Genomic DNA, 25581 nt, shown 5'->3' with positions numbered 1-25581 from the left:
GTCTCTTTCAGTTAGCTGCCCGGCTGCGGCTCCGGGGACAAATCCCCGCCACCTTCACCCGGGTTTTCCTTGCGCGCACCACCGGTGGTCGGAACCGTCGAACGGCGTCCGCCGCCCGCGTCCTTGCCACCACCATTGGAATGGCCCGCACGGTTGATTTCCTCGCCGCGCAGAAGCGCATCGATTTCCTTGCCCGACAGGGTTTCGTATTCCAGAAGCCCCTTGGCAAGAACATGCAGATCGTCAAGATGCTCGGTCAGAACCCGCTTGGCGAAAACATAGGCCTCGTCGGAATAACGACGGACTTCCTCATCGATCAGCTGGGCTGTTTTTTCCGAAACATTCTTATGCTGGGCAACGCTGTGACCCAGGAACACTTCTTCCTGATTATCCACATATTTGACATTGCCAAGCTTGTCCGAAAAGCCCCATTCGGTCACCATCTTGCGCGCATACTGCGTCACCATGTTGATGTCCGAAGATGCACCCGTGGTGACCTTGTCCTTGCCAAAGATGATTTCCTCGGCAACGCGGCCACCCATGGCAACCGCCAGGTCGGAAATCAGCTGTTCGTAGGATTTGGAAACCTGATCGCGTTCCGGCAGGCGCATCACCATACCCAGTGCACGACCGCGCGGAATGATGGTTGCCTTGTGGATCGGATCGGATGCCGGGGTATGCAGCGCAACAAGCGCATGACCACCTTCGTGATAAGCCGTCAGCTTCTTCTCATCGTCGGTCATGATCATGGAACGGCGTTCCGCCCCCATCATCACCTTGTCCTTGGCGTTTTCAAAATCGGCCATGGTGACGACACGCTTGCCAAGACGGGCGGCAAGAAGCGCTGCCTCGTTGACAAGGTTTGCCAGATCCGCACCCGAGAAGCCCGGCGTGCCACGCGCAACCGTGCGCAGGTCAACATCCGGCCCCAGCGGAACCTTGCGGGCGTGAACACCAAGAATACGTTCACGACCTTCAAGATCGGGGTTCGGCACAACAACCTGACGGTCAAAACGACCGGGGCGCAGCAATGCCGGGTCCAGAACATCCGGACGGTTGGTTGCTGCCACAAGGATAACACCCTCGTTGGCCTCAAAACCGTCCATCTCGACCAGAAGCTGGTTCAGGGTCTGTTCGCGTTCATCGTTTCCGCCGCCAAGACCAGCACCACGATGGCGGCCAACGGCGTCGATTTCATCGATAAAGATGATGCAGGGCGCGTTCTTTTTGCCCTGTTCGAACATGTCACGCACACGCGATGCGCCGACACCAACAAACATTTCCACGAAATCGGAACCCGAAATCGTAAAGAACGGCACATTGGCTTCACCGGCAATCGCACGTGCCAGAAGCGTCTTACCAGTACCCGGAGGTCCGACAAGAAGCATGCCTTTGGGGATTTTACCGCCAAGGCGCTGAAATTTCTGCGGATCGCGCAGGAAGTCGACGACTTCTTCAAGCTCGCCCTTGGCTTCCTCGATCCCGGCCACGTCTTCAAAGGTCACCCGACCGGATTTCTCGGTCAGCATCTTGGCCTTTGATTTGCCAAAGCCCATGGCCTTGCCGCCGCCGCCCTGCATCTGACGCATGAAGAAAATCCACACACCAATAATCAGCAGCATCGGGAACCAGCTGATCAGCGCGCTCATAAGCGGCGACAGGCTTTCTTCCGGCTGGGCAATAATACGAACGCCCTTGTCGTTCAGACGTTCGACAAGGCTCGGATAATCAGGAGTATAAACACTAACGGTCCGGTTATCGCGGGTTTGCGCTGTAAGAGTGTTGCCCTGGATCGTAACTTCTGAAATCTGGCCGCTGTCAACTTCGGCCAGGAAGTCCGAAAACGCCAGCGTTGACTGGCCGCTCCGTCCTGATGGCGACTGAAACAGGTTAAACAAAGCCACCAAAAGGATGGCTATGATAACCCACAGTGCGAGATTTTTTCCCATATTCATTCCAAGCTACTGATCGCAATTTGTGTTCGCCATGACGCGCAATCGCCCTGCGCACGGCCTGACCATCAGATAATGATAAGGTACCTTTACGCAAGTAGGACGTCGGGTTTCGGCGACGATTTAAACCCACTTTCCCACAAAGGTGTCGGGGGTGCAAACCGCCATCGCATGCCGATTGCGTTTTCTACCCCCATCGGGGCCGTGCGGCAACCGGCGGCGGATAATACGTCGGAAATGCCTGAAACCTCAAGCCCGCCAACGGAAAGCAGAACTTCTTTATCATAAAATGCGGGTATGGATGCAAGGGCCGCGCGCGGCAAATGATCAACAAATGGCGCGATTTTGCCAATGGCGGTCCGAAAGGCACGCGTGTGAAACGCATCACAAGCCGACAGCGGCGCAATCACAAACCGCCCCAAATCACTGTAATCCGCGGTTACCCCCGCGCCATGATCTGCGAAAAAAAGCTCGAACCGATTGTCCCAACGCTGCCCGAAACCATCGCGCATCCAATCGGCATTGATGCGAACCGGATGGGCGTCCACGCGCCCGATCTCTCTATAAACCAGCAAAATGCCTCCCCGGCGATGCAACACACATCCGCCCAGACTGACCCGCGCATCTTCCTTCTCGTTGATTTGCAGCAGGGCCGCCGTCAACGCGCCCAGTGCCGGCATATAATTTTCCCCGCCAACCACCCGGACAATATGCCCAAGGGCATAGCGTGCGGTTACTTCATCACCGCCAGCATCCTGCCATTTCGAATAATCGATACGTGCAATACCGCAATTTTTAATCTGCACTGCCGATGCCAGAAGATCGGCAATCCGGTATTCCGCGGTCTGGCGTGCATCGGCACCGCTTTGAACCGTCTCTTTTTTCGGGCCGTCCATCATCGGGCTGTGTCTGATGCGCACGCGCTCAAAACGGACATTGCGGTTGGACGGGTCTTCGATCCAGTCCTGCTGGCGGGTCCGAAGCGTTGCAATCAGATCAACCTTGGCCACGGGCAGCAAAGGCCGCAACACTCTGCCATTGCGCAGATAACGCCGCGCCGCCATCCCGGCCCGGCCGATCACGCCACTCTCGCGCTGTTGCCGCATCACAAGCGTTTCATGCTGATCATCGCGATGATGGGCGACCAAAAGGTGCAGGATGCCCATTTCCCCCAACGCGAGGTCCAGCAGGTCATAGCGGGCCTTGCGCGCCGCTTCCTGAATACCACTTTGCGGTTTGGTCCCGTCCCAGCGCAAAATACGATGATCAATGCCATGTTTTCGAAGCTGCTCCCCAACCCGGATCGCTTCCTCTGCCGCCTCCGCACGCAGGCCGTGATCAACCGTGATGGCGGTCAATTCGCCGCCCTTTGACCCGCACCATTCATGCGCCAGTAACGCCAACGCCATGCTGTCCGCGCCCCCCGAAACCGCCACGGCAATTTTCGGCCGATCTTCAAACGGGCCAAAAACATTCATCAGGCGTGAAAAGACAACGGCGTCCAATGGGGTTCCATCGGACGCCGGATCGGGATTGATCATATTTTCCGGTTGGTCTGCCATCAGACTGCCATCAGGAACAGCCGCGGTTCTTGCGTTCCTGACGGGCACGGTCAAGCACGACCGCCGACGCATTCGGGAAGTTTGAAATCAGATGGCCAAACGTCGTGCAGGCATCGTCCTTCTTGCCCAGATTGCCAAGCGACATGCCAAGTTTAAGCAGGTTATCGGCCGCCTTGCTGCTATCGGGATAGGTCTGGAAACCTTCGGTAAACGCGACAGCCGCCTGATCATACTGTTCGCGAACATAAAACGTTTCGCCAAGCCAGTATTGCGCATTCCCGGCCAATGCATTGTCCGGATGGCTTTTGACAAACGCGGCAAGGGCGGTTTCCGCCGCCGCAAAGTTCTGTTTGCGCAAAAGATCAAAAGCATAACGATACTGTTCTTCCGGTGTCCCGGCCGGAAGGGCACCACTGCCACCAGATGCGGCCGCGGCAGGTGCCTGCCTACCTGCCCCTGTATTGGATGGGCCGGACGGAACAGAGGGCGGCGAACCTTCATTCTCGATCACACCGAACAATTGGGTGCCACGGTCATCAACCCGTTGCCCCGTACCGGCGGTATTTGGTTGGGCATTCGATGCGCTCGCACCGTTTGCCGCGGCCCCGGCCGCTGCCGACGGGGCAACAGCACCGGTCTGCGTGCCACCAGCATTGGCGCCGCCTTCAAGTTGACCAAGGCGGAAATCAACATCGGAAACCAGACGATCAAGGCGATCTTCAATCTTGCGAATGCGGAAGTCGAATTCTTCGATCTGGCCGGTAAGCTGGGTCACCGCGCGTTCGATCTCGTTGATCTGAACCTGCTGGCGCGCCGCGGCCGGACTTCCATCACTTGAACCACCATCGGCAACACCACCCGAAGGAACACCCTCGCGGTAGACATAACGCTGCAACAGATCAAGATCCTTGCGCAGCTGTTCGACCTGACGGGTCATGTTGGATTCTTGCGCCCGTACCGGTGCACCGCCAGGAACAGTCATCCCCAGCAGCGCCGCGACGGCAAACACCGACAAATAGCCGACCGGGCGACGGCGCAGCGCCCCCTGTTTTCCCCCAACGGTTGGTGAATGCGCCGCCGCGGAAATCTGGTGCGGCAGGGCGTCATTTCGATAACCGGTTTTCGGGCCAACTCGGATCATTTTCGGGTCCTTCGTCGTAATTTCGAACATCACATTCCCAGTATCATCAAGGAACATCCAGGGTCAGAACCCCTTAATTTGGTTGCAATGGTCAATCAGATTTGTGCGGATACGCGAAGCAAAATCGCAGGAAGATATATATCTTTCAAGGTTTTGCGACAAAGTAGCCCGTGCAAATCTGATTGATCCGAAGGACAGGTGTTATATTTGCGAAATCCAAGGAAAAGCCAGCGGTGCGGGTTGGCATCCCGGACGAGGGATTTGACGTCGGAGTTCGCAAATATAACACCTGCCATTCCAATCAAATTAGGGGGTTCTGACCCTATGTTGCAACATTTTCAGGCGGCAAAAATAAGGCGCCTGTCCCTTTCGGAACAGGCGCCTTGAAATTCAGGCTTTCACCTGCACGCGCTTAACGGATAACCGAAACAGAGCGGCGGTTTTTAGCCCAGCTTTCTTCGTCGTGGCCAAGCGCGACCGGACGTTCTTTACCATAAGAAATGGTTTCGACACGTGACGGATCGATACCAAGCGCAACGAGGTAATCTTTCACGGAGTTCGCGCGACGCTCACCCAGTGCAAGGTTGTATTCACGGGTACCGCGTTCGTCGGCATGGCCTTCGACAACCACTTTGTACTGCGGGTATTTTTTCAGCCAGGCAGAGACTGAAGTTCCAGCGTACGGCGTGCTTCGCCCGACAGGTCATATTTGTCGAAGCCAAAGAATACGCGATCGCCAACATTAACCGCGAACCATTCCGGGCTGCTTTCCGAAAGCGTGCTCGAAGTGGAAGACGGCTGATTGGTGGTCGAAACACCTTCGCCAGCAGAAGTAGCCGAGCTGTCAGGTGCGGTTTCACAGGCAGCCAGAAGTGCGGCAGCAGCAAAAACACTCAGAATCCGAAGTTTCATTTAAGTTTTCCCCTTAACACCGGACGCATTCGCCCGATTGTGGTGTTTTCCATGTCTCGCGACACCGAAAATGCCCGCGATTAATGCGAATCGCATTCAGTGCTTCGCGATGACTATACTCTTGAGATATCAGGGAATCAAGGGTGACCATGCCGGATCCGATCCATCTGCCGGTGTCACGATCTCACGTTCGTTAAAACCGGTCAAATCGATCGAATACAGACGATAGCGATCCTTGGTCCCGTCCCTGGACGGGTGCTGGCGGTGATACATCAACACTCTTCCGTTCGGTGCCCATGTCGGGCCTTCGACAAGGAAGCCCTCGGCCAAAAGCCGCTCTCCACTGCCATCTGGACGCATGACACCGATATAGAACCGACCTCCTTGTGACTTGGTGAATGCGATCAGGTCACCGCGTGGCGACCAGACCGGTGTGGCATAAAGACCACCACCGAAACTGATGCGCTGGACACCGCTTCCATCCGCATTCATCACGTAAAGTTGCTGTGATCCGCTACGGTCCGAGTTGAACGTAATTCGCGAACCATCAGGAGAATATGACGGCGATGTATCAACTGCAGGATGCCGCGTCAACTGGCGTTTTTCGCGCGTACGCAGATCCAGCTGGTAGATTTCACTATTGCCGTCCAAAGCCTGGGACATCACCACGGAATTGCCGTCTGGGGCAAAACGCGGGGCAAAGGTCATGCCCGGGAAATCGCCAAGCAATTCAAGCTCGCCGGTATCGATATCCAGAACATAGACACGTGGTTTATCGTTGAAATACGACATATAAACCACTTCCTGGGCCGTCGGAGAAAAACGCGGGTTCAGAACAAGAAACTTGCCGTCCGACAGGAAACGGTGGTTCGCACCGTCCTGATCCATGATGGCAAGCCGCTTGACGCGTTTATCGCCCGGGCCCGATTCGGAGACATAAACGATACGGGTATCGAAATAACCCGATTCCCCGGTAATGCGTTTATAGATCTCGTCGGCAATCTTGTGTGCGATACGCCGCCAGTTGTTCGGCTGGGTGCGATAGGCCACCCCTGCCATCTGGTTTTCAGCCAGAACATCCCAAAGGCGGAATTCGACACGCAGAAGCCCGTTCGGTTCGGTAACAACCCGGCCATTGACGAGTGCCTGCGCATTGATCGCGCGCCACTCGGCAAAGTTCGGATTGACCGCCAGCGAACTGGCACTCTGGATAAAGGCTTTTTCGTCAATTGGCGCAAACAGACCCGATCGCGCCAGATCGGCACTGATCACCGACGTGATGTTCTGACCGACTTCGGTTTCCGAAACACCTTCACCCGGGAAACGGGTAACGGCAATCGGCATCGGTTTGACTTCACCCCGGGTGATGTCGATACGGAGTTCGGCATGCGCCGGTGCCGAGGGTACAACGGCCAGGCCAGCGACAACGGCAAGGGCACACAGTCCGGCCAGACTGCGTGTAACCCAATCTCGTTTTGATGCGTTGGTCTTGATGGTCATCCTGCCTCGCTATTTTCCACGCGTTTTGAGGGACTTATGATTTTATTCATTACAGGCCCAGCATTTCACGCATGTCAAAATTGAACGTGAATGTGCGCCACATTTCGTATTTATCCAGCGGCAGTTTCAGGGGACTGCATTGCGGATTTAGCACAGCTCGAAGAGCACTTTCCGCAATCGTACGGCGTGAAGGATCTCCGCCGATCTCGCCAGAGTTGCTAATTCGTGCCTGCCGGACGGTGCCGTCCGGATTGGCACTGACATGTATTTCGACCGCAAAGTTCCCGGCTTCCTTGGCTCCGGCCGGTGGGCTCCAGCAGCGTTCGATCTGTCTTTTGACGGCGTCAAGCTCGCTCATAGTCAAACGCGCGTCCAGACGGGTCGCAACCACCTCGCTTGCATTGTCTTCGGGCGTATCTTCCGGTGTATCCTGTGGTGTCGGCTGTGCGCTCGGTTCGGTTTTGCGCACATCCTTCAGAATATCGGCAAGTGTCCGCTTCGGCTCCGGGTCGGGCTGCTTCTTCGGTTCGGGCTTCGGCTCCGGCTTTGGCTCTGGCTTTTTGGCCTCAACCGGCTTTGGTTTCGGCTTTTCCGGGGTCGGGGTCGGGTCCTTCTTCACCTCCGGCTTCGGAACGGGTTTGGGTTCCGGTTTCGGCTGTGGTTTGGGCTCGACCTTCGGCTCCGGTTTCGGCTCAGGCTTCGGTTCCGGTTTGGGCTCAGGCTTTGGCGCAGGCTTGGGTTCCGGTTTCGGGGTAGGTTTGGGTTCCGGCTTCGGAACCGGCTTTGGCTCTGGCTTTGCAACCGGTTTCGGTTTCGGCTTTTCTTCGGCTTTCGGCTTTGGCAGCGCCTTGGTCGGAGCAGCCGAGAATTCATCGACTGTCACCACCTCGACCGAAATCGATTGCAGTTCCAGCGGCGTTTCCTCGAACAGTTCCGGCAAGCCTAACCAGGCAATCAGAAAGATCACCAAGTGGGCTGCCAGAGAAATCAGAACACTGCGAAACATGTCGGTTTACTTGCCCTTTGCGGGCAGCTCCGCGATCAGCGCAACTTTGCTAAACCCGGCCTCGTTGATCAGGCCCATGACTTCCATTACACGGCCATAATCAATTGCCCGGTCACCGCGCACGAAAATACGGGTATCGCGTTTATTCTCGGTAATGGCCGAAAGCTTTTCGACCAGCGTGTCCTGGGCGACTTCACTGTCCATGATATAAAGAGTGCCATCCCCCGTGACCGATACGACAAGCGGTTCGTCCTGGCCGGTCATCGGGGCGGCCGATGTTTCCGGCAGGTCCACTTCGACACCGACCGTCATCAAAGGTGCCGCCACCATGAAAATCACCAGCAGAACAAGCATCACGTCAACCATCGGGGTGACGTTGATGTCGCTCATGGCGCGGCGGCGGTTGCTGCGGCGACCGCGGCGGCGTCCTCCGCCGGATCCGGATGCGAGTTGAGCGCCCATATCAGTCTCTCGCGTCGTCAAGCTGGCGTGACAGGATCGACGTGAACTCGTCAACAAACGCTTCAAGGCGGTTGCCATACCGGTTCAGGTCACTGGAAATCTTGTTATAGGCCACCACTGCCGGAATTGCCGCGACAAGGCCCATCGCCGTTGCAAGCAGTGCCTCGGCAATCCCCGGTGCGACAACCGCAAGCGACGTGTTTTTCGACGCCGCAATCGCCTGGAAGGAAACCATGATCCCCCACACCGTCCCGAACAGGCCGACAAACGGTGCGGTCGAGCCAACAGACGCAAGGAAGGTCATATAACGTTCAACCCGGTCCATTTCACGGCCCAGCGTGATTTCCATCGACCGTTCCAGACGCTGCTGAAGGCGGGCGCGCATTGTTTCGCCCTTGACCCCGCGCGCGTTCGAACGACGCCATTCGCGCATGGCCGAAACGAAAATTGCCGACATCGGATCGCGCGGCTGATCAGCAATTCGGTCATATAGGTCTTCAAGCGACCCGCCCGACCAGAAGGCTTCTTCAAATGTGTTTGCCTGGGCGCGCAATTTGCGCAACCGGATCAGCTTTTCAATGACAATTGCCCAGACCCAAACCGATGCCAGCATCAGCCCGATCATCACCGTTTTGACGACAATGCCGGCCTGCATGAACAGACCCCACATGGACATGTCATGGGCCATGACCGACTGCCCCAGCGTTACCGCGTCGACCACCTGATTTTCCATATTCTCTTCAGTCCTCGTTCACATCCAGATAGGTTGCGTAAGCCGTTCTCAATTCATCGGGCAGCCGTTGCGCCCGTAACTCTTGCAGCGACATGCAGGCGAGATATATCTCGATAACCACGAGTACCTCGTCGTCCCGCATGATCTTCTGTTCGAATCCCAGCGACGCGCCCCCCAGTTTGATCAGGCGAGTATCCACAATCAGCCTGTCTTCCAACCGGGCCGCCCGGCGAAAATCGAGCGTACAGTGTCGAACGGCTATGGCAACTTTGTGGCGCTCTGCAACGCTACTATTGCTAAAGCCCAACAGGTTAAGCATCGCTGAACGTGCCCGCTCGGCAAAGGCGAGATAGTTGGCGTGATATACAATTCCACCTGCGTCGGTATCCTCGTAAAACACCATTAACGGGAAAATATGTCGCTTGCCCTCGATATGACCGAGCAGGCTGTTTTCACGCGTATTCGTCATTCCTCTGTCCCGTCTGCGGCCTTGGTCGCGCGCTGATCAAACAGGTCCGCCAACGGCACACCATTGCCTTCGCGCGGTGGCACCAGCCCAAGATGCTTGTATCCCTTGATGCCCAGCATCCGGCCCCGCGGGGTGCGCTGTATCAATCCCTGCTGCAACAGATACGGCTCGATCACGTCTTCAATCGTGTCACGTTCTTCCGACAGGGCGGCTGCCAGCGTATCGACACCAACCGGCCCGCCGCCGTAATTCCCGGCAATACAGTTCAGATAACGACGGTCCTGGCTATCAAGGCCAAGGTTATCGACCTCAAGCCGCGTTAGCGCCGCATCGGCGATGAATTTATCAACCGGCGATTTTCCGGCAACCACCGCAAAATCACGCACACGGCGCAACAATCGCCCGGCAATACGTGGTGTTCCCCGTGACCGGCGGGCAATTTCCATCGCCCCTTCACGCGTCATATCGAAACTCAGCAACCGCGCACCGCGCGCCACGATCTCGACCAGCTCTTCGGGCTCATAGAATCGCAACCGCAACGGAATACCAAACCGGTCACGAAGCGGCGTGGTCAGAAGCCCCGACCGTGTCGTTGCCCCGACAAGCGTAAAGGGCGGCAGATCAATCCGCACCGAACGTGCAGCCGGTCCCTCGCCGATGATCAGATCAAGCTGGAAATCCTCCATCGCCGGATACAGGATTTCCTCGACCGCCGGGTTCAGGCGATGGATTTCATCAATGAACAGAACATCGCGCGGCTGAAGATTGGTCAGAAGGGCGGCAAGATCACCGGCCTTGGCGATCACCGGACCTGACGTCGCCCGGAAACCGACGCCAAGCTCGCTGGCAACAATCTGCGACAGTGTCGTTTTCCCCAAGCCCGGAGGCCCGAAAAACAGCACATGGTCCATGGCCTCTTCGCGGCCTCGCGCAGCCTGAATGAACACATCAAGATTTTCGCGCACTTCCTTCTGGCCGGTAAAATCGTCCAGCCGACGCGGGCGCAAAGAGCCGTCCTGATAATCCTCTTCGCGGCGTTCCCCGCTAAGCAAACGGTCTTCTTCCTCGCTCACGCGCTAAGCTCCTTCAATCCCAGACGGATCAGGGTATCAAGTGTCTTGTCCTCACCGGCCTGCTGGGCGGCCTTGCCAACCGCACCAAATGCCTCGGACCGGCCATAGCCCAGATTAACCAGTGCAGAAACCGCATCGGCCAGAACCGCGCCATCATCCACAACCGGCGCGGCATCGCCTGTGTCGATACTCACATCAGCCGCCGGTTTGGCCGATTTTGCAGATTTTTTTGACGAAGTTGCGGCGGGCGGTGCCACAGGTGCCGCCGGGGCCGCGACCGGGCCAAGGTTAAGGCGCGACGCCTTGTCTTTAAGCTCACCCACAACACGGGTCGCCACCTTCGGGCCAATCCCCGGTGCCCGGCAAAGGGCCGTGGTATCCTGCGCGGCAATCGCACGCAAAAGATCGGTCGGGCTTAAAACCGACAAAAGGGCTAGCGCAACCTTGGCCCCCACCCCCTGAACCGTCGTCAAAAGGGCAAACCACTGCTTTTCGGCGTTATCGGCAAAACCATAAAGATGAATGTGATCTTCGCGGACATGGGTTTCGATCATCAAGCCCGCCTCGCCGCCTTTTGGCGGCAGCATGGTCAATGTTCTGCGCGATGCAAAAACAAGGTATCCGACCCCGTTCACATCGATGATGACACTGTCCTCGCCAATGAAATCGACAATTCCGCGAAGTTTTGCGATCACCTGTATTTTCTCCCCGGTCCGGCTGTTATCCCCGCAAGCGCGCGGGTTCCGGCATGTTGTGCATGACAAATCGCAACCGCCAGTGCATCGGCCGCATCTGCGCCATGGATCTGACATCCCGGCAGCAGGGTGGATACCATCATTTCAACCTGCTGCTTGGCCGCATGACCCGCACCCACCACCGTCTTTTTGACGGCATTGGGTGTATATTCCGTTACCGGAATGCCACAACGTGCCGGCGCAAGCAGCGCAACACCGCGCGCCTGCCCCAGTTTAAGCGTCGAAACAGGGTTTTTGTTAACGAAGGTTTCCTCGACCGCGGCCTCATCGGGCGTCCAGGCCGCAATCACGTCCATAAGCCCGCTATGAAGCTGATCAAGCCGTTCCGCCAGCGATAGCGACTGTGTCGAGGTCACGACACCATTGGCAACATGACGCATCCGGTTGTCTGTAAGGTCGATCACCCCCCAGCCCGTGCGTTGAAGACCGGGATCGATACCTAGAACCCTGACCACGTCGCCTCACCTTATTATCATAAGCAAAATAAAATACGCCCGTCATTCAAAAGGGAATGACGGGCGTAAGCAAGCGTAATCAGTTATCAAGCGCAGCAGCGATCTCGTCGGTCCAGTTAACGTTGGTCCAGACATTCTGGACATCATCGTTATCTTCAAGCGCATCAACAAGCTTCATGATGCTCTGTGCCTGATCAATGCTGATGTCGGCTTCGGTCACCGCGCGGAAGACAAGCTTCGCACTTTCCGGGTCCCCGAACTTCTCGGTCAGCGCTTCACGCACATTGTTAAGCTCTTCGATCTCGGTTTCGATGACGTGGCTCTCATCATCCGATTCCACGTTTGCAGCCCCCGCTTCAAGGGCGGCCTCAAACATTTCATCCGCACCGGCCTTGTCGGCCGGATAAACGATTTCGCCAAGACGGTTGAACATGAAGCCGACCGAACCGGTTTCACCAAGGTTGCCACCGCTTTTGGCGAATGCGGCACGCACTTCGGATGCGGTACGGTTGCGGTTATCCGTAAGCGCCTCGACGATCACGGCAACACCGGCCGTCCCGTAACCCTCGTAACGGACCTCTTCATAATTGTCGCCCTCGCCTGCACCGGTCGCCTTTTTAATCGCGCGATCAATGTTGTCTTTGGGCATGTTCTGAACACGCGCGGCGGCAATCGCTGCACGCAGACGCGGGTTGCTGTTGATATCATCACTGATTTTCGCCGAAACCGTGATTTCACGGGCGAGTTTGGTGAAGATTTTGGCGCGCTTTTTATCCTGCGCGCCTTTGCGGTGCATGATGTTCTTAAATTGGGAATGGCCGGCCATAACCTGAAACCTGTATTCTTTTCGTGTTGTCGATCAGTGCAAATCGGGCACCGGCCGGTAACTGCGGGATCTTCCCGGGCAGACCGGTCTCGCGATGATTGCGCGCCAGTCCGGCGGACCGAACCGGACCGGACAAACTGACAGGCAGAAATTTCGACCGCTCCTATATCCTGTTTGCGCTTCAAGGTCCAGCTATCCGTCATCTGCTCGCATTCATCAACCGGCGCGCACCGAAACCGCGGGCGCATCACCTCCGATTTATACAACTTATGGATTTAACCGTGATTTTTCGTCGCAGAACGGCTTACGCCTTGCAGTTCTGTGAATAATATTTCAATAATGTCCCTTAATAAGAAAAAATAACTCTAAAGTATAACTCTTCGGGGGTTACGAACTGGGCGACGAAAAGAACAAAACACCCGTTGCCTGATCCAAGAAACCCGGACGGACACAGAAGCCGCTCGGGGAAAACAGCACAAGAAGGTAGGACAGAATGGGAATTAAGTTCGGGGTCCAAAGCAAACTTCTGATATCGTTTGCATTGGTCGGATTGATGGCGGTGGTTTCTGCCGTTGTGGGTGCCGTGTCTTTCAACAAGTTCGGCGAAGCTCTGACCACCATTACAGAAGAAAAACTGCCGCCGATCGCCGCGGCACAGCAACTGGCGACCGAAAGCGCGGAAATCGTCGCAATTGCGCCGCGCATCGTCGCATCCAATTCCACAGATGAAGAACTGGCCATCAAGGAAGAACTTGATTTCCGCCTGCTGGAACTGGTCAACAAGATCAACGAAATCGAATCAACCGGCTTCATGCCCGACGTGATTGCCACGATCAATGACAACCGCATTCAGTTGCAGGACACCCTTGGTCAGTTGCACACAGTCACCCAGGAACGTTTTGCCATTTCGACCGAAAAGGCCGAAAAACTAAGCGAGTTCCAGGACCTTGCAAAACGCTATGGCGATACCCTGAAACCGGTTCTGTCCTATACCCAGAATGACATCGCGCAGGGCAACGCCTATGCGCAGTCATTAAAGGACGACCCGTCCGCCAAATACACGGCAAGCACCGAAGAAGTCGTTGAAAACTTCATCAAGATGAACGAGGCCATCAGCGCACGTTCACCGGTTCTGGAAATCGAACGTCTTGGTTCGTCTGCTGCCAACATGATCATCGCGTCAACCACCGAAACGCAGGCCGTGCGTCTGTCGATCATTCCGGTGCGTATTCGCGGCACCTATGCCGATGCACTGGCCGCCCTTGATTCCATCGGGAACGAGCGACTGAAGAACTTCTATGTCGAACTGATAGACAAGATGCAGAAGCTCTCGGTCGGGGATGACAGCCTGCCGGAGCTTCGCAAACGCGAACTTGCCGCCGCCGAGGAAAGCCAGCGTCTGGTCATCCAGAGCGGTGAATACGCCAACGCAATGCGCAGCGGCGTTTCCGAACTGGTCGCCGCCCTGAACTCCGAAGTCGATGACGCCGCCACACAGGCAAAAGTCGTCGAAAAACAAAGCCTGACGGCACTGGCCGTTGTCGCCATCGCCGCCATCCTGATCTCGCTGATCATTTATGTGGTCTATGTGCGTGGCAACCTTCTGCGCCGTCTTGCCGGTCTGCAAACCACCATGGTGACACTGGCCGATGGCAATCTTGATATCGACGTCCCGGTCAAGGGCAATGACGAAATCACCGCCATGGGCCGCGCGGTCGAGGTGTTCAAGGACAACGCCCTTAAGGTGCGCGAACTTCAGGCCGAAGAAGAACGCCTGAACCGTGAACGCAACGAAGCACTCCGTGACGAGCTGCTTGGCCTTGCCGACACCCTGCAAAACGAAGTCGAAAGTGCGGTCGGTGAAATCGCCGCCCTCGCCGAACAGCTTCAGGGTGTATCGGGCCAGATGAGCCAGAGCGCCGAACTGGTTTCCGGCCAGACCGAAGATGTCGCATCTTCGGCCCAGGAAGCCACCGGCAACGTCGAAACCGTTGCCGCCGCCACCGAACAGCTTTCGGCCTCTAACGCGGAAATCAACCGTCAGATGGCGGAATCGACCCGCATTTCCAACAATGCCGCCGACCGCGCACAGGAAACCAACCAGCTGGTGGTCAGCCTGTCGCAATCGGCAAACCGCATCGGCGAGGTCATCGCACTGATCACCGACATTGCCGAACAGACCAACCTTCTGGCCCTTAACGCCACCATCGAAGCGGCCCGTGCCGGCGATGCGGGCAAGGGCTTTGCGGTTGTCGCCGCCGAGGTCAAGAACCTCGCCAACCAGACCGAAAAGGCGACCGAGGAAATTGCCGGTCAGATTTCCGGCATCCAGAAGGCGACCGGGGAATCCGTTACCGCCATCGAGGATATCGGTCGCATCATCGAAAACATCAACGAGATTGCCACCACCATTTCGGCCGCGGTCGAAGAACAGGGTGCGGCAACCGACGAGATCACGCGTAACGTGCGTAGTGCAGCCGACCGCACCCGAACCGTTTCGTCCTCGATCAATGATGTGGCAAGTGAAACCGGCAAAACCGGCGAACTTTCCGGTCAGGTTCTGGCAACGGCACAGACCGCATCCGAAAAGGTCGAAAATCTGCGCTCGCGGATCAACGGCATCCTCGAAGACCTCCGTCAGCAGGCACGTGATCGCGCCTCCTGACCTGCCGAAATCTGCCAAACCTTCTTCTGTGCAAGGCCCGCCACCCGGCGGGCCTTTTCTATTGGTCAGAATGGCTACAAGCTTTTGTACAAAGGACTTATCCAGATGGACAGGGCTGCCACATTAGAGAAACATTTGGGTTATTCTGCACCGGCGCCTGTGCTATAGAAATTTTCAACATAAGAAAAACAAGAACTTCCGCCTTCAATTGTCGCGCATTCTTATCGTTCCTAACCGATATCGCGGGACTCCCCGAATGCGGAAACCACAGGAAGGTTTCATCCAGGAAAATCAAACAGACGCGTGTTACCGGCATGACAGATGCCGGTGCGCTGCTTATGCGTAATCGGGGTTAGGTGAGTAATGGGAAAGACTATCAAATCTGATGATCGCCAGAAGCCGGTCAACAAGACCACAAAAGGCTTCGGCGTTCAGGGGAAACTGGCGGCATCATTTGCACTTGTCGGCCTGATGGCCGTCGTGGCGGCCACCGTCGCCGTCATATCCTTCGACAAGTTCGGCACCGAACTTGCGGACATCACGCATTCGAAACTGCCGCCGATGTTTTCGGCACAACAACTCGCGACCGACAGTGCAAAGATCGTGGCCATCGCGCCGCGGATCATCGCATCGAAAACCCCCGACGAAGAACAGGCTGTCAAAGCAGAACTTGATACGCTGCTGGCCGGGCTTGACGAAAATGTCGCGCAATTGCGCGAAACAAATCTTCAAGCCGAAATTCTCGATGGTATTGATACCAACAGTGCCAATCTGCGCGAAGCGCTGGAAAATCTGCATGCAATGACCCTGAACCGGTTTGCCATCGCCGATGACATTGCCGGAAAACTGAACAAGTTTCAGCAGCTAAGCGGGCGTTACAGCAGCATGATCACCCCGCTCCTGTCTTTCACCCAGACAACCATCGCCGGGATCAATGCCTCCGTCGAAGATCTGCGCAAATCAGGCGATCCCCTGCCCTACGAAGATCAGGTCCGCACCACCAAACTGCTTTACGACCTTGACGATGCCGTTGCATCGCGTGGACCGGTTCTTGAACTCAGCCGGATGGGCAGCGACATCGTCAACACGATCCTGACATCAAGCTCGCTCGACGACCCGACCCGGCTTTCGGTCATCAGCGTGCAGGTCCGCGGCAGCTTCGCATCGCTGCAAAAATTGATCGAAGGTCTCGACAACGAAAAACTCAAAAAGTTCTACACCAACATCGTCAGTGACATGCTTGAACTCTCTATTGGCGATGGCAGCCTTCCCGCCTTGCGGATCAAGTATCTTGAAGCCGCCGCAACCCAGCAGCAGATCGTCGATCAAAGCACCCAATACGCCGCCGACATGGAAAACAGCGTCAAGGCACTGGTCGAAAGCCTGCAATCGGATGTCGACGCGGCCGCCGGATCGGCCCAGACCCTGAATGCGCAAAGCTCGCAGATCATGTATGGCGTTGCCGGTGCGGCAATCCTGATCTCGCTGATCATTTATGTGGTCTATGTCCGTGGCAACCTTCTGCGCCGTCTGGCTGGTCTGCAAACCACCATGGTGACACTGGCCGATGGCAATCTCGATATCGACGTCCCGGTCAAGGGCAATGACGAAATCACCGCCATGGGCCGCGCGGTCGAGGTGTTCAAGGACAACGCCCTTAAGGTGCGTGAACTTCAGGCCGAAGAAGAACGCCTGAACCGTGAACGCAACGAGGCGCTCCGTGATGAACTGCTTGGCCTTGCCGATACCCTGCAAAACGAAGTCGAAAGTGCGGTCGGTGAAATCGCCGCCCTCGCCGAACAGCTTCAGGGTGTGTCGGGCCAAATGAGCCAGAGCGCCGAACTGGTTTCCGGCCAGACCGAAGATGTCGCCTCTTCGGCCCAGGAAGCCACCGGCAACGTCGAAACCGTTGCCGCCGCCACCGAACAGCTTTCGGCCTCAAACGCGGAAATCAACCGCCAGATGGCGGAATCGACCCGCATTTCCAACAATGCCGCCGACCGTGCACAGGAAACCAACCAGCTGGTGGTCAGCCTGTCGCAATCGGCAAACCGCATCGGTGAGGTCATCGCACTGATCACCGACATCGCCGAACAGACCAACCTGCTGGCCCTTAACGCCACCATCGAAGCGGCCCGTGCTGGCGATGCGGGCAAGGGCTTTGCGGTTGTCGCCGCCGAGGTCAAAAACCTCGCCAACCAGACCGAAAAGGCGACCGAGGAAATTGCCGGTCAGATTTCCGGCATCCAGAAGGCGACCGGGGAATCCGTTACCGCCATCGAGGATATCGGTCGCATCATCGAAAACATCAACGAGATTGCCACCACCATTTCGGCCGCGGTCGAAGAACAGGGTGCGGCAACCGACGAGATCACGCGTAACGTCCGCAGTGCAGCCGACCGCACCCGAACCGTTTCGTCCTCGATCAATGATGTGGCAAGTGAAACCGGCAAAACCGGCCAACTGTCGGGCGAAGTTCTGACCACAGCACAGGATGCCTCACACAAGGTCGAAGCCTTGCGTGCCCGCATCAACGGCATCCTCGAAGACCTTCGCGAGCAGGCCCGCAGTCGCGCCGCCTGATCTGCCAAACTTCCTATCATGCAAAGGCCCGCCATCCGGCGGGCCTTTCATTTTTTTGTCGCTTTGGCATGATCGTCCCCGCCCATACAGGCAGGGTTTCAACATATTGAAAATGTTTGGATTTTACGCGCTGGGCCAGCTGCCCTTAAGCCGCCCGCCGATCCGGACCGGCTCGATCCGTTTGGCAAGGCCGGTGGCATCGTCGGTTTCGACATAAACACCACACACCGTTGCCGGGCCGTCTGCCGGTTCGAACCGGCCGGTCGGCATTTTGGTGATGAATTTGCGGACCGAATTTTCCTTTTTCATCCCGATCACGGAATCAAAATCGCCGCACATGCCGACATCGGTCTGATAGGCCGTTCCACCCGGCAATATCTGGGCATCCGCCGTCGGCACATGGGTGTGCGTCCCCAGAACAAGCGATGCCCGCCCGTCGCAATGATGGCCAAACGCCATTTTTTCCGACGTGGTTTCGGCATGGAAATCGATGATGATCGCATCAACATTCTTGCCAAGCCTGTGTTTGGCAAAAAGTTTGTTCGCGCCCTGGAACGGGCACGAAAGCGGGTCCATGAACAACCGCCCCATCATGTTAACAACGCAAACCTTTTTGCCCGAACGGGTTTTGAAAACGTAATCGCCCTTGCCCGGTGTCCCGTCGGGGAAGTTCCACGGGCGCAGCAGTTTTTCATCTTCATCGATATAGGCAATGATTTCGCGCTGGTCCCAGACATGGTTGCCCGTCGTCAGGACATCCGCACCGGCATCATAGAATTCCTTGCAGATTTTCGCCGTCACACCAAAACCATGCGCCGAATTTTCCACGTTTACCACCGCGATATCGACCGAAAGACGGTCCCGCAGCATCGGTAACGCTTCAAGTGCTGCAGTACGACCGGATTGGCCAAGAACGTCGCCAAGATGGAGTAAACGCATTGTATTTCCCGTTTCGTCGCACGCCCGAAATCCGGACATGCCTGTAACCGATGCCCCTGTCAGACGCACCGATTGATGCACAACATAGATAAATTGGGGATATGAATTAAGTGGGAGCCACCGCTGCCGTTGGCCATGTGGTAATTCCTCGTGACCTGCGTGTGCAGGTGGGCGCCGTATAACGAGACCACGGCCTCGACAGGGACAGCTCCCTAGAGAAATGAGCATCGGCCCCGGGAATTAGCGAACCTGACGAACAGGGCAGCCCCCGATTTGCCGCTGCACTCGATCACCGCGAACGGCGCATCGAAAACAGTCAGCGTCCGGAACTTAGTCCTGCGAAAGCTTTTGCGCAATAGCTTCGATGCGAACAGCCATGCTTTCCATGTTTTCCGCAATCGCGTCACCTTCGGCCGCACTTACGCTGCCGGGTTCCGGTTCGACACTTGTCTGGCCCTTGCGCAATTTTTCATGCATGTCGCCCAGCTCGTCGGCAATCAGAAGACTGGTCATCACCAAAAGGCGCTGTTCGCCAATCTGGCCAACCGCTCCGGCAATCTCTCGAACCCGCTCATCGACATATTGCGCAAGGTTCATCAGGCGTTCTTCCTGACCATCGTCGCAGGCAACATCATAGCTGCGCCCGTTAATTCGTACTGAAACCTGTGCCATGAATTTTATGCCTGCCTTTGTTCGCGATCATCATCAAGGACCAGACGCAACTGCCCCACTGCACCGTCAAGACGGGCCGAGACGGTCTGGGTTGCTGTTGCGAGCTTGTCATAATCCTGACGCACGGCTGCCAGCTGGCTTTTCAGGGTTTCGACTTCACCGGCAGCATCGGATTGATTTCCGATATCCTTGGCCATACGCGACTCCACGGCAGCATCAAGACTGTCGATGGCCGCTTTAAGTCGGATACTCGCTTCTAGCAAACGCGACATATTCAATATCCAGCTTTGTTAAACTACCCGGTCGGCACAGGCAAAACCCGTACCCAATCGCAAGATTGGCCACCCTGCCAACCGACTTTGTCATGAAAAAGGCTGATTTGTTGCCGAACAAACCCGTGGCATCAAATATCTGCCCCACGGAATAATGCCCGGAAACCGTATGGAAAAGCCCGTCATGACATGCGCAACGTTACCCGCTCCGTTCACCGAACCGAAAGGATACAGGGAACGCCGGGCCAAACGGCAACATAGGGGGCAGGATCAGGACGCGTCAACATGCACCTTGGCAACCCGGCATGTTTGTCATTTTCGTTAACCACAATTAGGACAATTGGCGCAGTTTTTCGACAGAAGCGGTTGACGGATGCCCCCCGTACGGGCATGTTCCGCGCGAATTCCGTTAACATGGAATACATGTATCAAAAATGTTTTCATCGCCCGACCGCGAAACCCCCAGGAACCGCATCCAATGACGACGCAAACAGAACACAACCGCATGGCCAATGCCATCCGCTTTCTTTCGGCCGACGCAGTCGAAAAAGCCAATTCCGGACATCCCGGCATGCCGATGGGCATGGCAGACGTCGCGACTGTTCTTTATACCAAATTCCTGAAATTCGATCCAAAGCACCCGCACTGGCCCGACCGCGACCGTTTCATCCTGTCCGCTGGTCACGGCTCAATGCTGCTTTATTCGCTTCTGCACCTTACGGGTTACGAAGATTTCGATCTGGATCAGATCAAGAATTTCCGTCAGATGGGTTCGCGTACTGCCGGTCACCCGGAATTCGGCCATGGTGCCGGTATCGAAACCACCACCGGCCCGCTGGGTCAGGGCATTGCGACCTCGGTTGGTTTCGCGCTTGGCGAACGCATCATGAATGCGCGCTTTGGCAATGATGTTGTCGATCACTTCACCTATGTGATTGCCGGTGACGGTTGCCTGATGGAAGGCATCTCGCAGGAAGCCATTTCGATGGCCGGTCACCTGAAACTGTCGAAACTGATCGTCCTGTTTGACGATAACGGCATTTCGATTGATGGCCCGACCTCGCTTTCGACGTCCGAAGATCACAAAAAGCGTTTCGAAGCCGCAGGCTGGGACGTGCAGCAGATTGACGGCCACGATCCGGTCGCCATCGAAGCCGCGATTGCCAAGGCAAAAACCACCAATACCCCGTCGATGATCGCCTGCAAAACCGTTATCGGTTTTGGCGCCCCGACCAAGGGTGGCACCTCGGCAACGCATGGTTCGCCGCTTGGCGCGACCGAACTTGCCGGTGCGCGTGAAAAACTTGGCTGGACGTCTGAGCCGTTCGACATTCCCGCCGACATTCTCGACGCATGGCGCAATGCCGGTACGCGTGGCAAGGCCGATTTCGATGCATGGGGTGCGCGTTTCGAAAATCTCGAAGCCTCCCTCAAGGACGAATTCGAACGCCGCGTCGAAGGCAAACTGCCGGAAAACTGGATTGATGCATTCAACGACTACAAAAAGCAGATCACAGCCGAACTGCCGAAAGTCGCAACCCGCAAATCGTCCCAGAACGTTCTTGAAGTTCTGACCAAGGCAATCCCGGAAATGATCGGCGGTTCTGCCGACCTGACCGGTTCGAACAACACCAAAACCGGCGTTCAGGCCCCGATCACCGCTGATGGCGGCTATCATGGCGGCTATATCTATTACGGTATCCGTGAACACGGTATGGCGGCGGCCATGAATGGTCTCGCGCTCCATGGTGGCGTTCTGCCTTATGGCGGCACCTTCCTGGTCTTCACCGACTATTGCCGCCCGGCAATCCGTCTGTCGGCCCTGATGAACCAGCGCGTTGTCTATGTCATGACCCATGATTCCATCGGTCTTGGTGAAGACGGCCCGACCCACCAGCCGGTCGAACATGTCGCGTCCCTGCGTGCAATGCCGAATGTGACCGTCATCCGTCCGGCCGATGCGGTTGAAACCGCCGAAGCATGGGCAATGGCGATCACCAATGAAACCGGCCCGACCGTCATGGCGCTGACCCGTCAGAACCTGCCGACCTTGCGCACCGAATACCGCGAAGACAACCTTGTCGCGCGCGGCGGCTACGTGATTTCCGATTGCGACGGTGATCGTCAGGTCACCCTGATCGCGACCGGCTCCGAAGTCGAAATTGCCGTGAACGCACAGGCGAAACTCAAGGCCGACGGCATCAATGCCGCCGTCGTCTCCCTGCCAAGCTGGGAACTGTTCGACGCACAGTCACCGGAATACCGCAAGGAAGTCCTTGGCGACAAACCGCGTATCGCCATCGAAGCCCTGTCGGTCTTCGGCTGGGAAAAATACGTTGGCGACAACGGCAAAGTCATTGGCATGCACGGCTTTGGTGCCTCGGCACCGGCCGAAGTCCTTTACGAGCATTTCGGCATCACCGCCGAGGCGCTGGTCAAGGCGGCCAAAGAACTCGTTTAATTCAAGGGGCCGGATCGGTAATATGCCGATCCGGCCTTTTTTCTATGGGGTTGAACCCCAAGCCGTGATTGATACTCCCCAGGTACCAATCATCATAATTTTGGAGGGATGAATGGCTATTCGCGTAGCGATTAATGGTTTTGGTCGTATTGGCCGTCTGGTTCTGCGTGCCATCGTTGAAAGCGGCCGTACCGATGTTGAAGTCGTGGCCATCAACGACCTGGGTGACGTCGCCACCAACGCACATCTTCTGAAATACGATTCCGTTCATGGCGTTCTTGCCAATGACGTCAAAGCCGAAGGCAACGACCTTGTCATCGACGGCAAGGCGATCAAGGTCTGCTCGGAACGCGACCCGGCGAACCTGCCGTGGGGCGCTCTGAATGTCGATATCGCATTCGAATGCACCGGCATCTTCCTTGACGAAGCGGGTGCAGGCAAACACCTGACCGCCGGCGCCAAACGCGTTCTGATTTCCGCCCCGGCAAAGGGTGACATCAAAACCGTCGTTTACGGTGTCAACAGCGACAGCCTGACCGCATCCGACATCATCGTTTCGAACGCGTCCTGCACCACCAACTGCCTGGCACCGGTTGCAGACGTTCTGAACAAGACCGTTGGCATCACCAAGGGCTTCATGACCACCGTTCACGCCTTCACCGGCGACCAGAACACCGTCGACAGCCTGCACAAGGATCTGCGCCGCGCCCGTGCCGCATCGCTTTCGATGATCCCGACCTCGACCGGTGCGGCCAAGGCCGTCGGTCTGGTTCTGCCGGAACTCAAAGGCAAGCTTGACGGCACCGCCATCCGTGTCCCGACCCCGAACGTTTCGATGGTTGACCTGACCTTCGTTGCCGGTCGCGACACCACGGCTGATGAAATCAATGCCGCGATCAAGGACGCCGCAAACGGCCCGCTCAAAGGCGTTCTTGGCGTTTGCGAAGCTCCGCTGGTCTCGATTGACTTCAACCACAATCCGAACAGCTCGACCTTTGACGTCACCCAGACCCAGGTTATCGGCGGCAACTTCGTCCGTATCCTGTCCTGGTACGACAACGAATGGGGCTTCTCGAACCGTATGTCTGATACCGCCGTTGCTATGGCAAAGTTCCTTTAATCGGAACTTGAAGGTATCTATCCGGATCAAGGGCGGCCTTCGGGTCGCCCTTTCTGTTTGGCAAATCCCGACCCGGTGATATTTTGCCCCGATGAAAGACAGCACAAACCTTTTCATTCGCATTCATGGCATGGCAGGCGGGCAATCGGCCTGCCGCGTTGCAGGGCGTGCGCGGATCAATCTTCTGTCGCCGGAAAATGCCGGGGCGTCGCTTGGTGCACAATGGTTTGCCACCCTGATCGCCAGATTACGAACCGACTTTCCCGATGCCCTCATCCACGGCATCCTTGATTGTCGCGGACGTCGCGCATCGGCCTTGGCCGCGATGGAGGCCGGAATTGATGCGGTCCTGCTCGATGACGATCTGCCCGATGACTTGAAAACCCGGCTTGAAAATCTCGGCTCGAAATCAGGATGCCGGGTCATCACCACCCTGCCCGACCCGGACCGGATTTACGAAACCGGTGACGATCATCTGCCCGATGCGGAACTTGACCGTCGGCTTGCGGCGTTTTTGGCTGGGTGATTGCCAAAAGGGTGATGAAACGTTACATGATACGCAGTTTTTGATCAGGAATGACCATTGTGAACGCAGACGACCAAACCGGCCTTTATCTTCTGACACCGCCCAAAATCGATCTGGCCGTATTTCCGGACCGCCTGAAATCCGTGCTTGATACCGGTACGATTGATTGTTTGCAGCTTCGTCTCAAAGACGTTTCCGATGATGAAATCCGCAAGGCAATTGATGCGATCCTGCCGTTATGCTCGGACCGCGACATTCCCCTGATCCTTAATGACCGCCCTGATATTGCCAAAAAATCGGGCGTTGACGGTGTGCATGTCGGCGAAGAAGACGCCAGCTACGACGAGGCGCGTGCCATCATGGGCGAAGAACACATTGTCGGCGTGTCCTGCTATGACAGCCGCCATCGCGCCATGGAGCTTGGCGAAAAAGGGGCCGATTACGTGGCGTTTGGCGCGTTCTATCCGACCCAGACCAAAGAAGCCAAAACCAGCGTCACCCCCGAAATCATCGAAATCTGGACGACCTTTACCACGGTGCCCTGTGTCGCGATTGGCGGCATCACGGCCGATAACCTTGGCCCGATTGTCGAAGCCGGTGCCGATTTCATTGCCGTCACGGGCGGAGTCTGGAACCATCCGGACGGTCCCGAGGCCGGGGCAAAGGCAATAAAGGCCGCGATTGCCGCAGCTTCGGACTGAAACCCGACGCGGTTCAATGCCCTTTTGACCTGCGCCATTTGGCGACAGCCATGCGCGAATGACGGTTTGCCATGCACGCAAACCCTGATCAATCTGCTTGCAGCAAATTCGCCAAACTGGTAGTTAAGCCCGACTTTAATGGGACGGGTGTCCCGCTTACATCGTGAATCTGTGATCTGAAAGAACGGTTGGTGCCATGAAAATCAACGGCAACGAAATCCGTCCGGGTAACCTTATCGAACATAAAGGTGCCCTGTGGCGTGCGGTAAAATGCCAGGCTGTGAAGCCGGGTAAAGGCGGTGCGTTTAACCAGGTTGAACTCAAAGACATTCGTACCGGCACCAAGCTGAACGAACGTTTCCGTGCGTCGGAAACCGTCGAACGTGTTCGTCTGGAACAGAATGAATATACCTATCTGTTTGCCGATGGTGACATGATCACCTTCATGGACAGCGAAACTTTCGAACAGATCACAGTCAATGCAGAACTCGTCGGCGAACCGGCTGTATTCCTTCAGGATGGCATGGTTGTCACCATCGAATCCTTCGAAGGCGAACCGCTTGCCGTGACCCTGCCCGAACATGTTGTCTGCCAGATCGTCGAAGCCGACGCGGTTGTCAAAGGGCAGACCCAGTCTTCTTCCTTCAAGCCGGCCGTTCTTGATAATGGCGTTCGCATTCTCGTTCCGCCGCATATTGAATCCGGTACGCGCGTTGTCGTGAACACGACCGAATGCACCTATCTCGAGCGTGCAAAAGACTAAGGACATTCGTCCTTAGGCCTTCCTTTTTTACTT

Annotated in this window: 22 protein-coding genes, 1 other RNA gene and 1 pseudogene; 7 read left to right on the top strand and 17 right to left on the bottom strand. The window is 56.5% G+C overall.

Going from position 1 to position 25581, the window contains the following annotated elements; genetic code table 11:
- Positions 1-11: 11 nt before the first annotated feature.
- The 13 genes and pseudogenes from ftsH to IT971_RS06890 form a co-directional block, all read right to left on the bottom strand.
- On the bottom strand, positions 12-1955 hold the full coding sequence (ftsH, locus tag IT971_RS06950; protein ID WP_007092129.1) for an ATP-dependent zinc metalloprotease FtsH: 1944 nt from the start codon (positions 1953-1955) through the stop codon (positions 12-14).
- An 86-nt stretch (positions 1956-2041) separates the two neighbouring features.
- Entirely contained in the window at positions 2042-3514 is a 1473-nt protein-coding gene (gene tilS / locus IT971_RS06945; protein WP_063096136.1) for a tRNA lysidine(34) synthetase TilS, read from the bottom strand.
- Positions 3515-3524: 10 nt separating this feature from the next.
- A complete protein-coding gene (gene ybgF, locus IT971_RS06940) occupies positions 3525-4685 on the bottom strand; it encodes a tol-pal system protein YbgF (protein ID WP_223305050.1) in 1161 nt (386 codons plus the stop codon).
- Positions 4686-5067: 382 nt separating this feature from the next.
- A pseudogene (pal, locus tag IT971_RS06935) lies at positions 5068-5567 on the bottom strand (peptidoglycan-associated lipoprotein Pal).
- A 129-nt stretch (positions 5568-5696) separates the two neighbouring features.
- Positions 5697-7067, bottom strand: a complete 1371-nt coding sequence (gene tolB / locus IT971_RS06930; protein WP_007092133.1) for a Tol-Pal system beta propeller repeat protein TolB — start codon at positions 7065-7067, stop codon at positions 5697-5699.
- A gap of 49 nt (positions 7068-7116) precedes the next feature.
- Positions 7117-8073 carry a hypothetical protein gene (locus tag IT971_RS06925; protein WP_063096140.1) on the bottom strand — a complete coding sequence of 319 codons (957 nt, stop codon included), beginning with the start codon at positions 8071-8073 and terminating at the stop codon, positions 7117-7119.
- 6 nt (positions 8074-8079) lie between these two features.
- Positions 8080-8535: a protein TolR gene (gene tolR, locus IT971_RS06920; protein WP_007092135.1), complete on the bottom strand. Its 456-nt coding sequence runs from the start codon at positions 8533-8535 to the stop codon at positions 8080-8082.
- A 1-nt stretch (position 8536) separates the two neighbouring features.
- Positions 8537-9268, bottom strand: a complete 732-nt coding sequence (tolQ, locus tag IT971_RS06915) for a protein TolQ (protein WP_007092136.1) — start codon at positions 9266-9268, stop codon at positions 8537-8539.
- Positions 9269-9275: 7 nt separating this feature from the next.
- Positions 9276-9737, bottom strand: coding sequence for a YbgC/FadM family acyl-CoA thioesterase (locus IT971_RS06910; RefSeq protein WP_063096142.1), 462 nt, complete (start codon positions 9735-9737; stop codon positions 9276-9278).
- A complete protein-coding gene (gene ruvB, locus IT971_RS06905; protein WP_007092138.1) occupies positions 9734-10810 on the bottom strand; it encodes a Holliday junction branch migration DNA helicase RuvB in 1077 nt (358 codons plus the stop codon). Before ruvB ends, IT971_RS06910 begins: the two co-directional genes overlap by 4 nt.
- Complete coding sequence (ruvA, locus tag IT971_RS06900) at positions 10807-11505, bottom strand: Holliday junction branch migration protein RuvA (RefSeq protein ID WP_063096144.1); 699 nt, start codon at positions 11503-11505, stop codon at positions 10807-10809. The genes ruvB and ruvA overlap by 4 nt, the downstream gene beginning before the upstream one ends.
- A complete protein-coding gene (gene ruvC, locus IT971_RS06895; protein WP_037987931.1) occupies positions 11502-12020 on the bottom strand; it encodes a crossover junction endodeoxyribonuclease RuvC in 519 nt (172 codons plus the stop codon). Before ruvC ends, ruvA begins: the two co-directional genes overlap by 4 nt.
- A 79-nt stretch (positions 12021-12099) precedes the next feature.
- On the bottom strand, positions 12100-12846 hold the full coding sequence (locus tag IT971_RS06890; RefSeq protein WP_007092141.1) for a YebC/PmpR family DNA-binding transcriptional regulator: 747 nt from the start codon (positions 12844-12846) through the stop codon (positions 12100-12102).
- Between the two features lie 493 nt (positions 12847-13339).
- On the opposite strand from IT971_RS06890, the gene IT971_RS06885 reads away from it, so the two are divergent.
- Positions 13340-15511, top strand: a complete 2172-nt coding sequence (locus IT971_RS06885; RefSeq protein ID WP_065701939.1) for a methyl-accepting chemotaxis protein — start codon at positions 13340-13342, stop codon at positions 15509-15511.
- A 363-nt stretch (positions 15512-15874) separates the two neighbouring features.
- Entirely contained in the window at positions 15875-18094 is a 2220-nt protein-coding gene (locus IT971_RS06880) for a methyl-accepting chemotaxis protein (protein ID WP_065701938.1), read from the top strand.
- A 123-nt stretch (positions 18095-18217) separates the two neighbouring features.
- Here the strand turns inward: IT971_RS06880 and IT971_RS06875 are convergent, their stop codons facing one another.
- The 4 genes from IT971_RS06875 to IT971_RS06860 all read right to left on the bottom strand — a co-directional run bounded on the left by IT971_RS06875 (position 18218) and on the right by IT971_RS06860 (position 19977).
- Positions 18218-19033, bottom strand: coding sequence for a TIGR00282 family metallophosphoesterase (locus IT971_RS06875; protein ID WP_007092437.1), 816 nt, complete (start codon positions 19031-19033; stop codon positions 18218-18220).
- A gap of 110 nt (positions 19034-19143) precedes the next feature.
- Positions 19144-19304, bottom strand: a non-coding RNA gene (gene ssrS, locus IT971_RS06870) — 6S RNA.
- Positions 19305-19363: 59 nt separating this feature from the next.
- Entirely contained in the window at positions 19364-19705 is a 342-nt protein-coding gene (locus IT971_RS06865) for a cell division protein ZapA (protein WP_037990853.1), read from the bottom strand.
- Positions 19706-19710: 5 nt separating this feature from the next.
- Complete coding sequence (locus IT971_RS06860; RefSeq protein WP_007092439.1) at positions 19711-19977, bottom strand: DUF4164 family protein; 267 nt, start codon at positions 19975-19977, stop codon at positions 19711-19713.
- 478 nt (positions 19978-20455) lie between these two features.
- Here IT971_RS06860 and tkt point away from each other — a divergent pair, with 478 nt between their 5' ends.
- The 5 genes from tkt to efp all read left to right on the top strand — a co-directional run bounded on the left by tkt (position 20456) and on the right by efp (position 25548).
- Positions 20456-22438, top strand: a complete 1983-nt coding sequence (gene tkt / locus IT971_RS06855; RefSeq protein ID WP_063094401.1) for a transketolase — start codon at positions 20456-20458, stop codon at positions 22436-22438.
- Between the two features lie 112 nt (positions 22439-22550).
- Positions 22551-23558 carry a type I glyceraldehyde-3-phosphate dehydrogenase gene (gene gap, locus IT971_RS06850; protein ID WP_007092441.1) on the top strand — a complete coding sequence of 336 codons (1008 nt, stop codon included), beginning with the start codon at positions 22551-22553 and terminating at the stop codon, positions 23556-23558.
- A 91-nt stretch (positions 23559-23649) separates the two neighbouring features.
- Positions 23650-24084, top strand: coding sequence for a hypothetical protein (locus tag IT971_RS06845; protein ID WP_063094403.1), 435 nt, complete (start codon positions 23650-23652; stop codon positions 24082-24084).
- 50 nt (positions 24085-24134) lie between these two features.
- The gene (gene thiE / locus IT971_RS06840) at positions 24135-24785 is read left to right on the top strand and encodes a thiamine phosphate synthase (RefSeq protein ID WP_063094405.1); all 651 of its coding nucleotides are present in this window, start codon (positions 24135-24137) and stop codon (positions 24783-24785) included.
- Between the two features lie 196 nt (positions 24786-24981).
- Positions 24982-25548, top strand: a complete 567-nt coding sequence (efp, locus tag IT971_RS06835) for an elongation factor P (protein WP_037990860.1) — start codon at positions 24982-24984, stop codon at positions 25546-25548.
- Positions 25549-25581: the final 33 nt, after the last annotated feature.

This window comes from Thalassospira sp. B30-1 (assembly GCF_015767575.1).
Classification (GTDB): domain Bacteria; phylum Pseudomonadota; class Alphaproteobacteria; order Rhodospirillales; family Thalassospiraceae; genus Thalassospira; species Thalassospira xiamenensis.
Note: the sequence above shows the minus strand (reverse complement) of the source record. Positions and strands in the feature narration are given on the sequence as shown.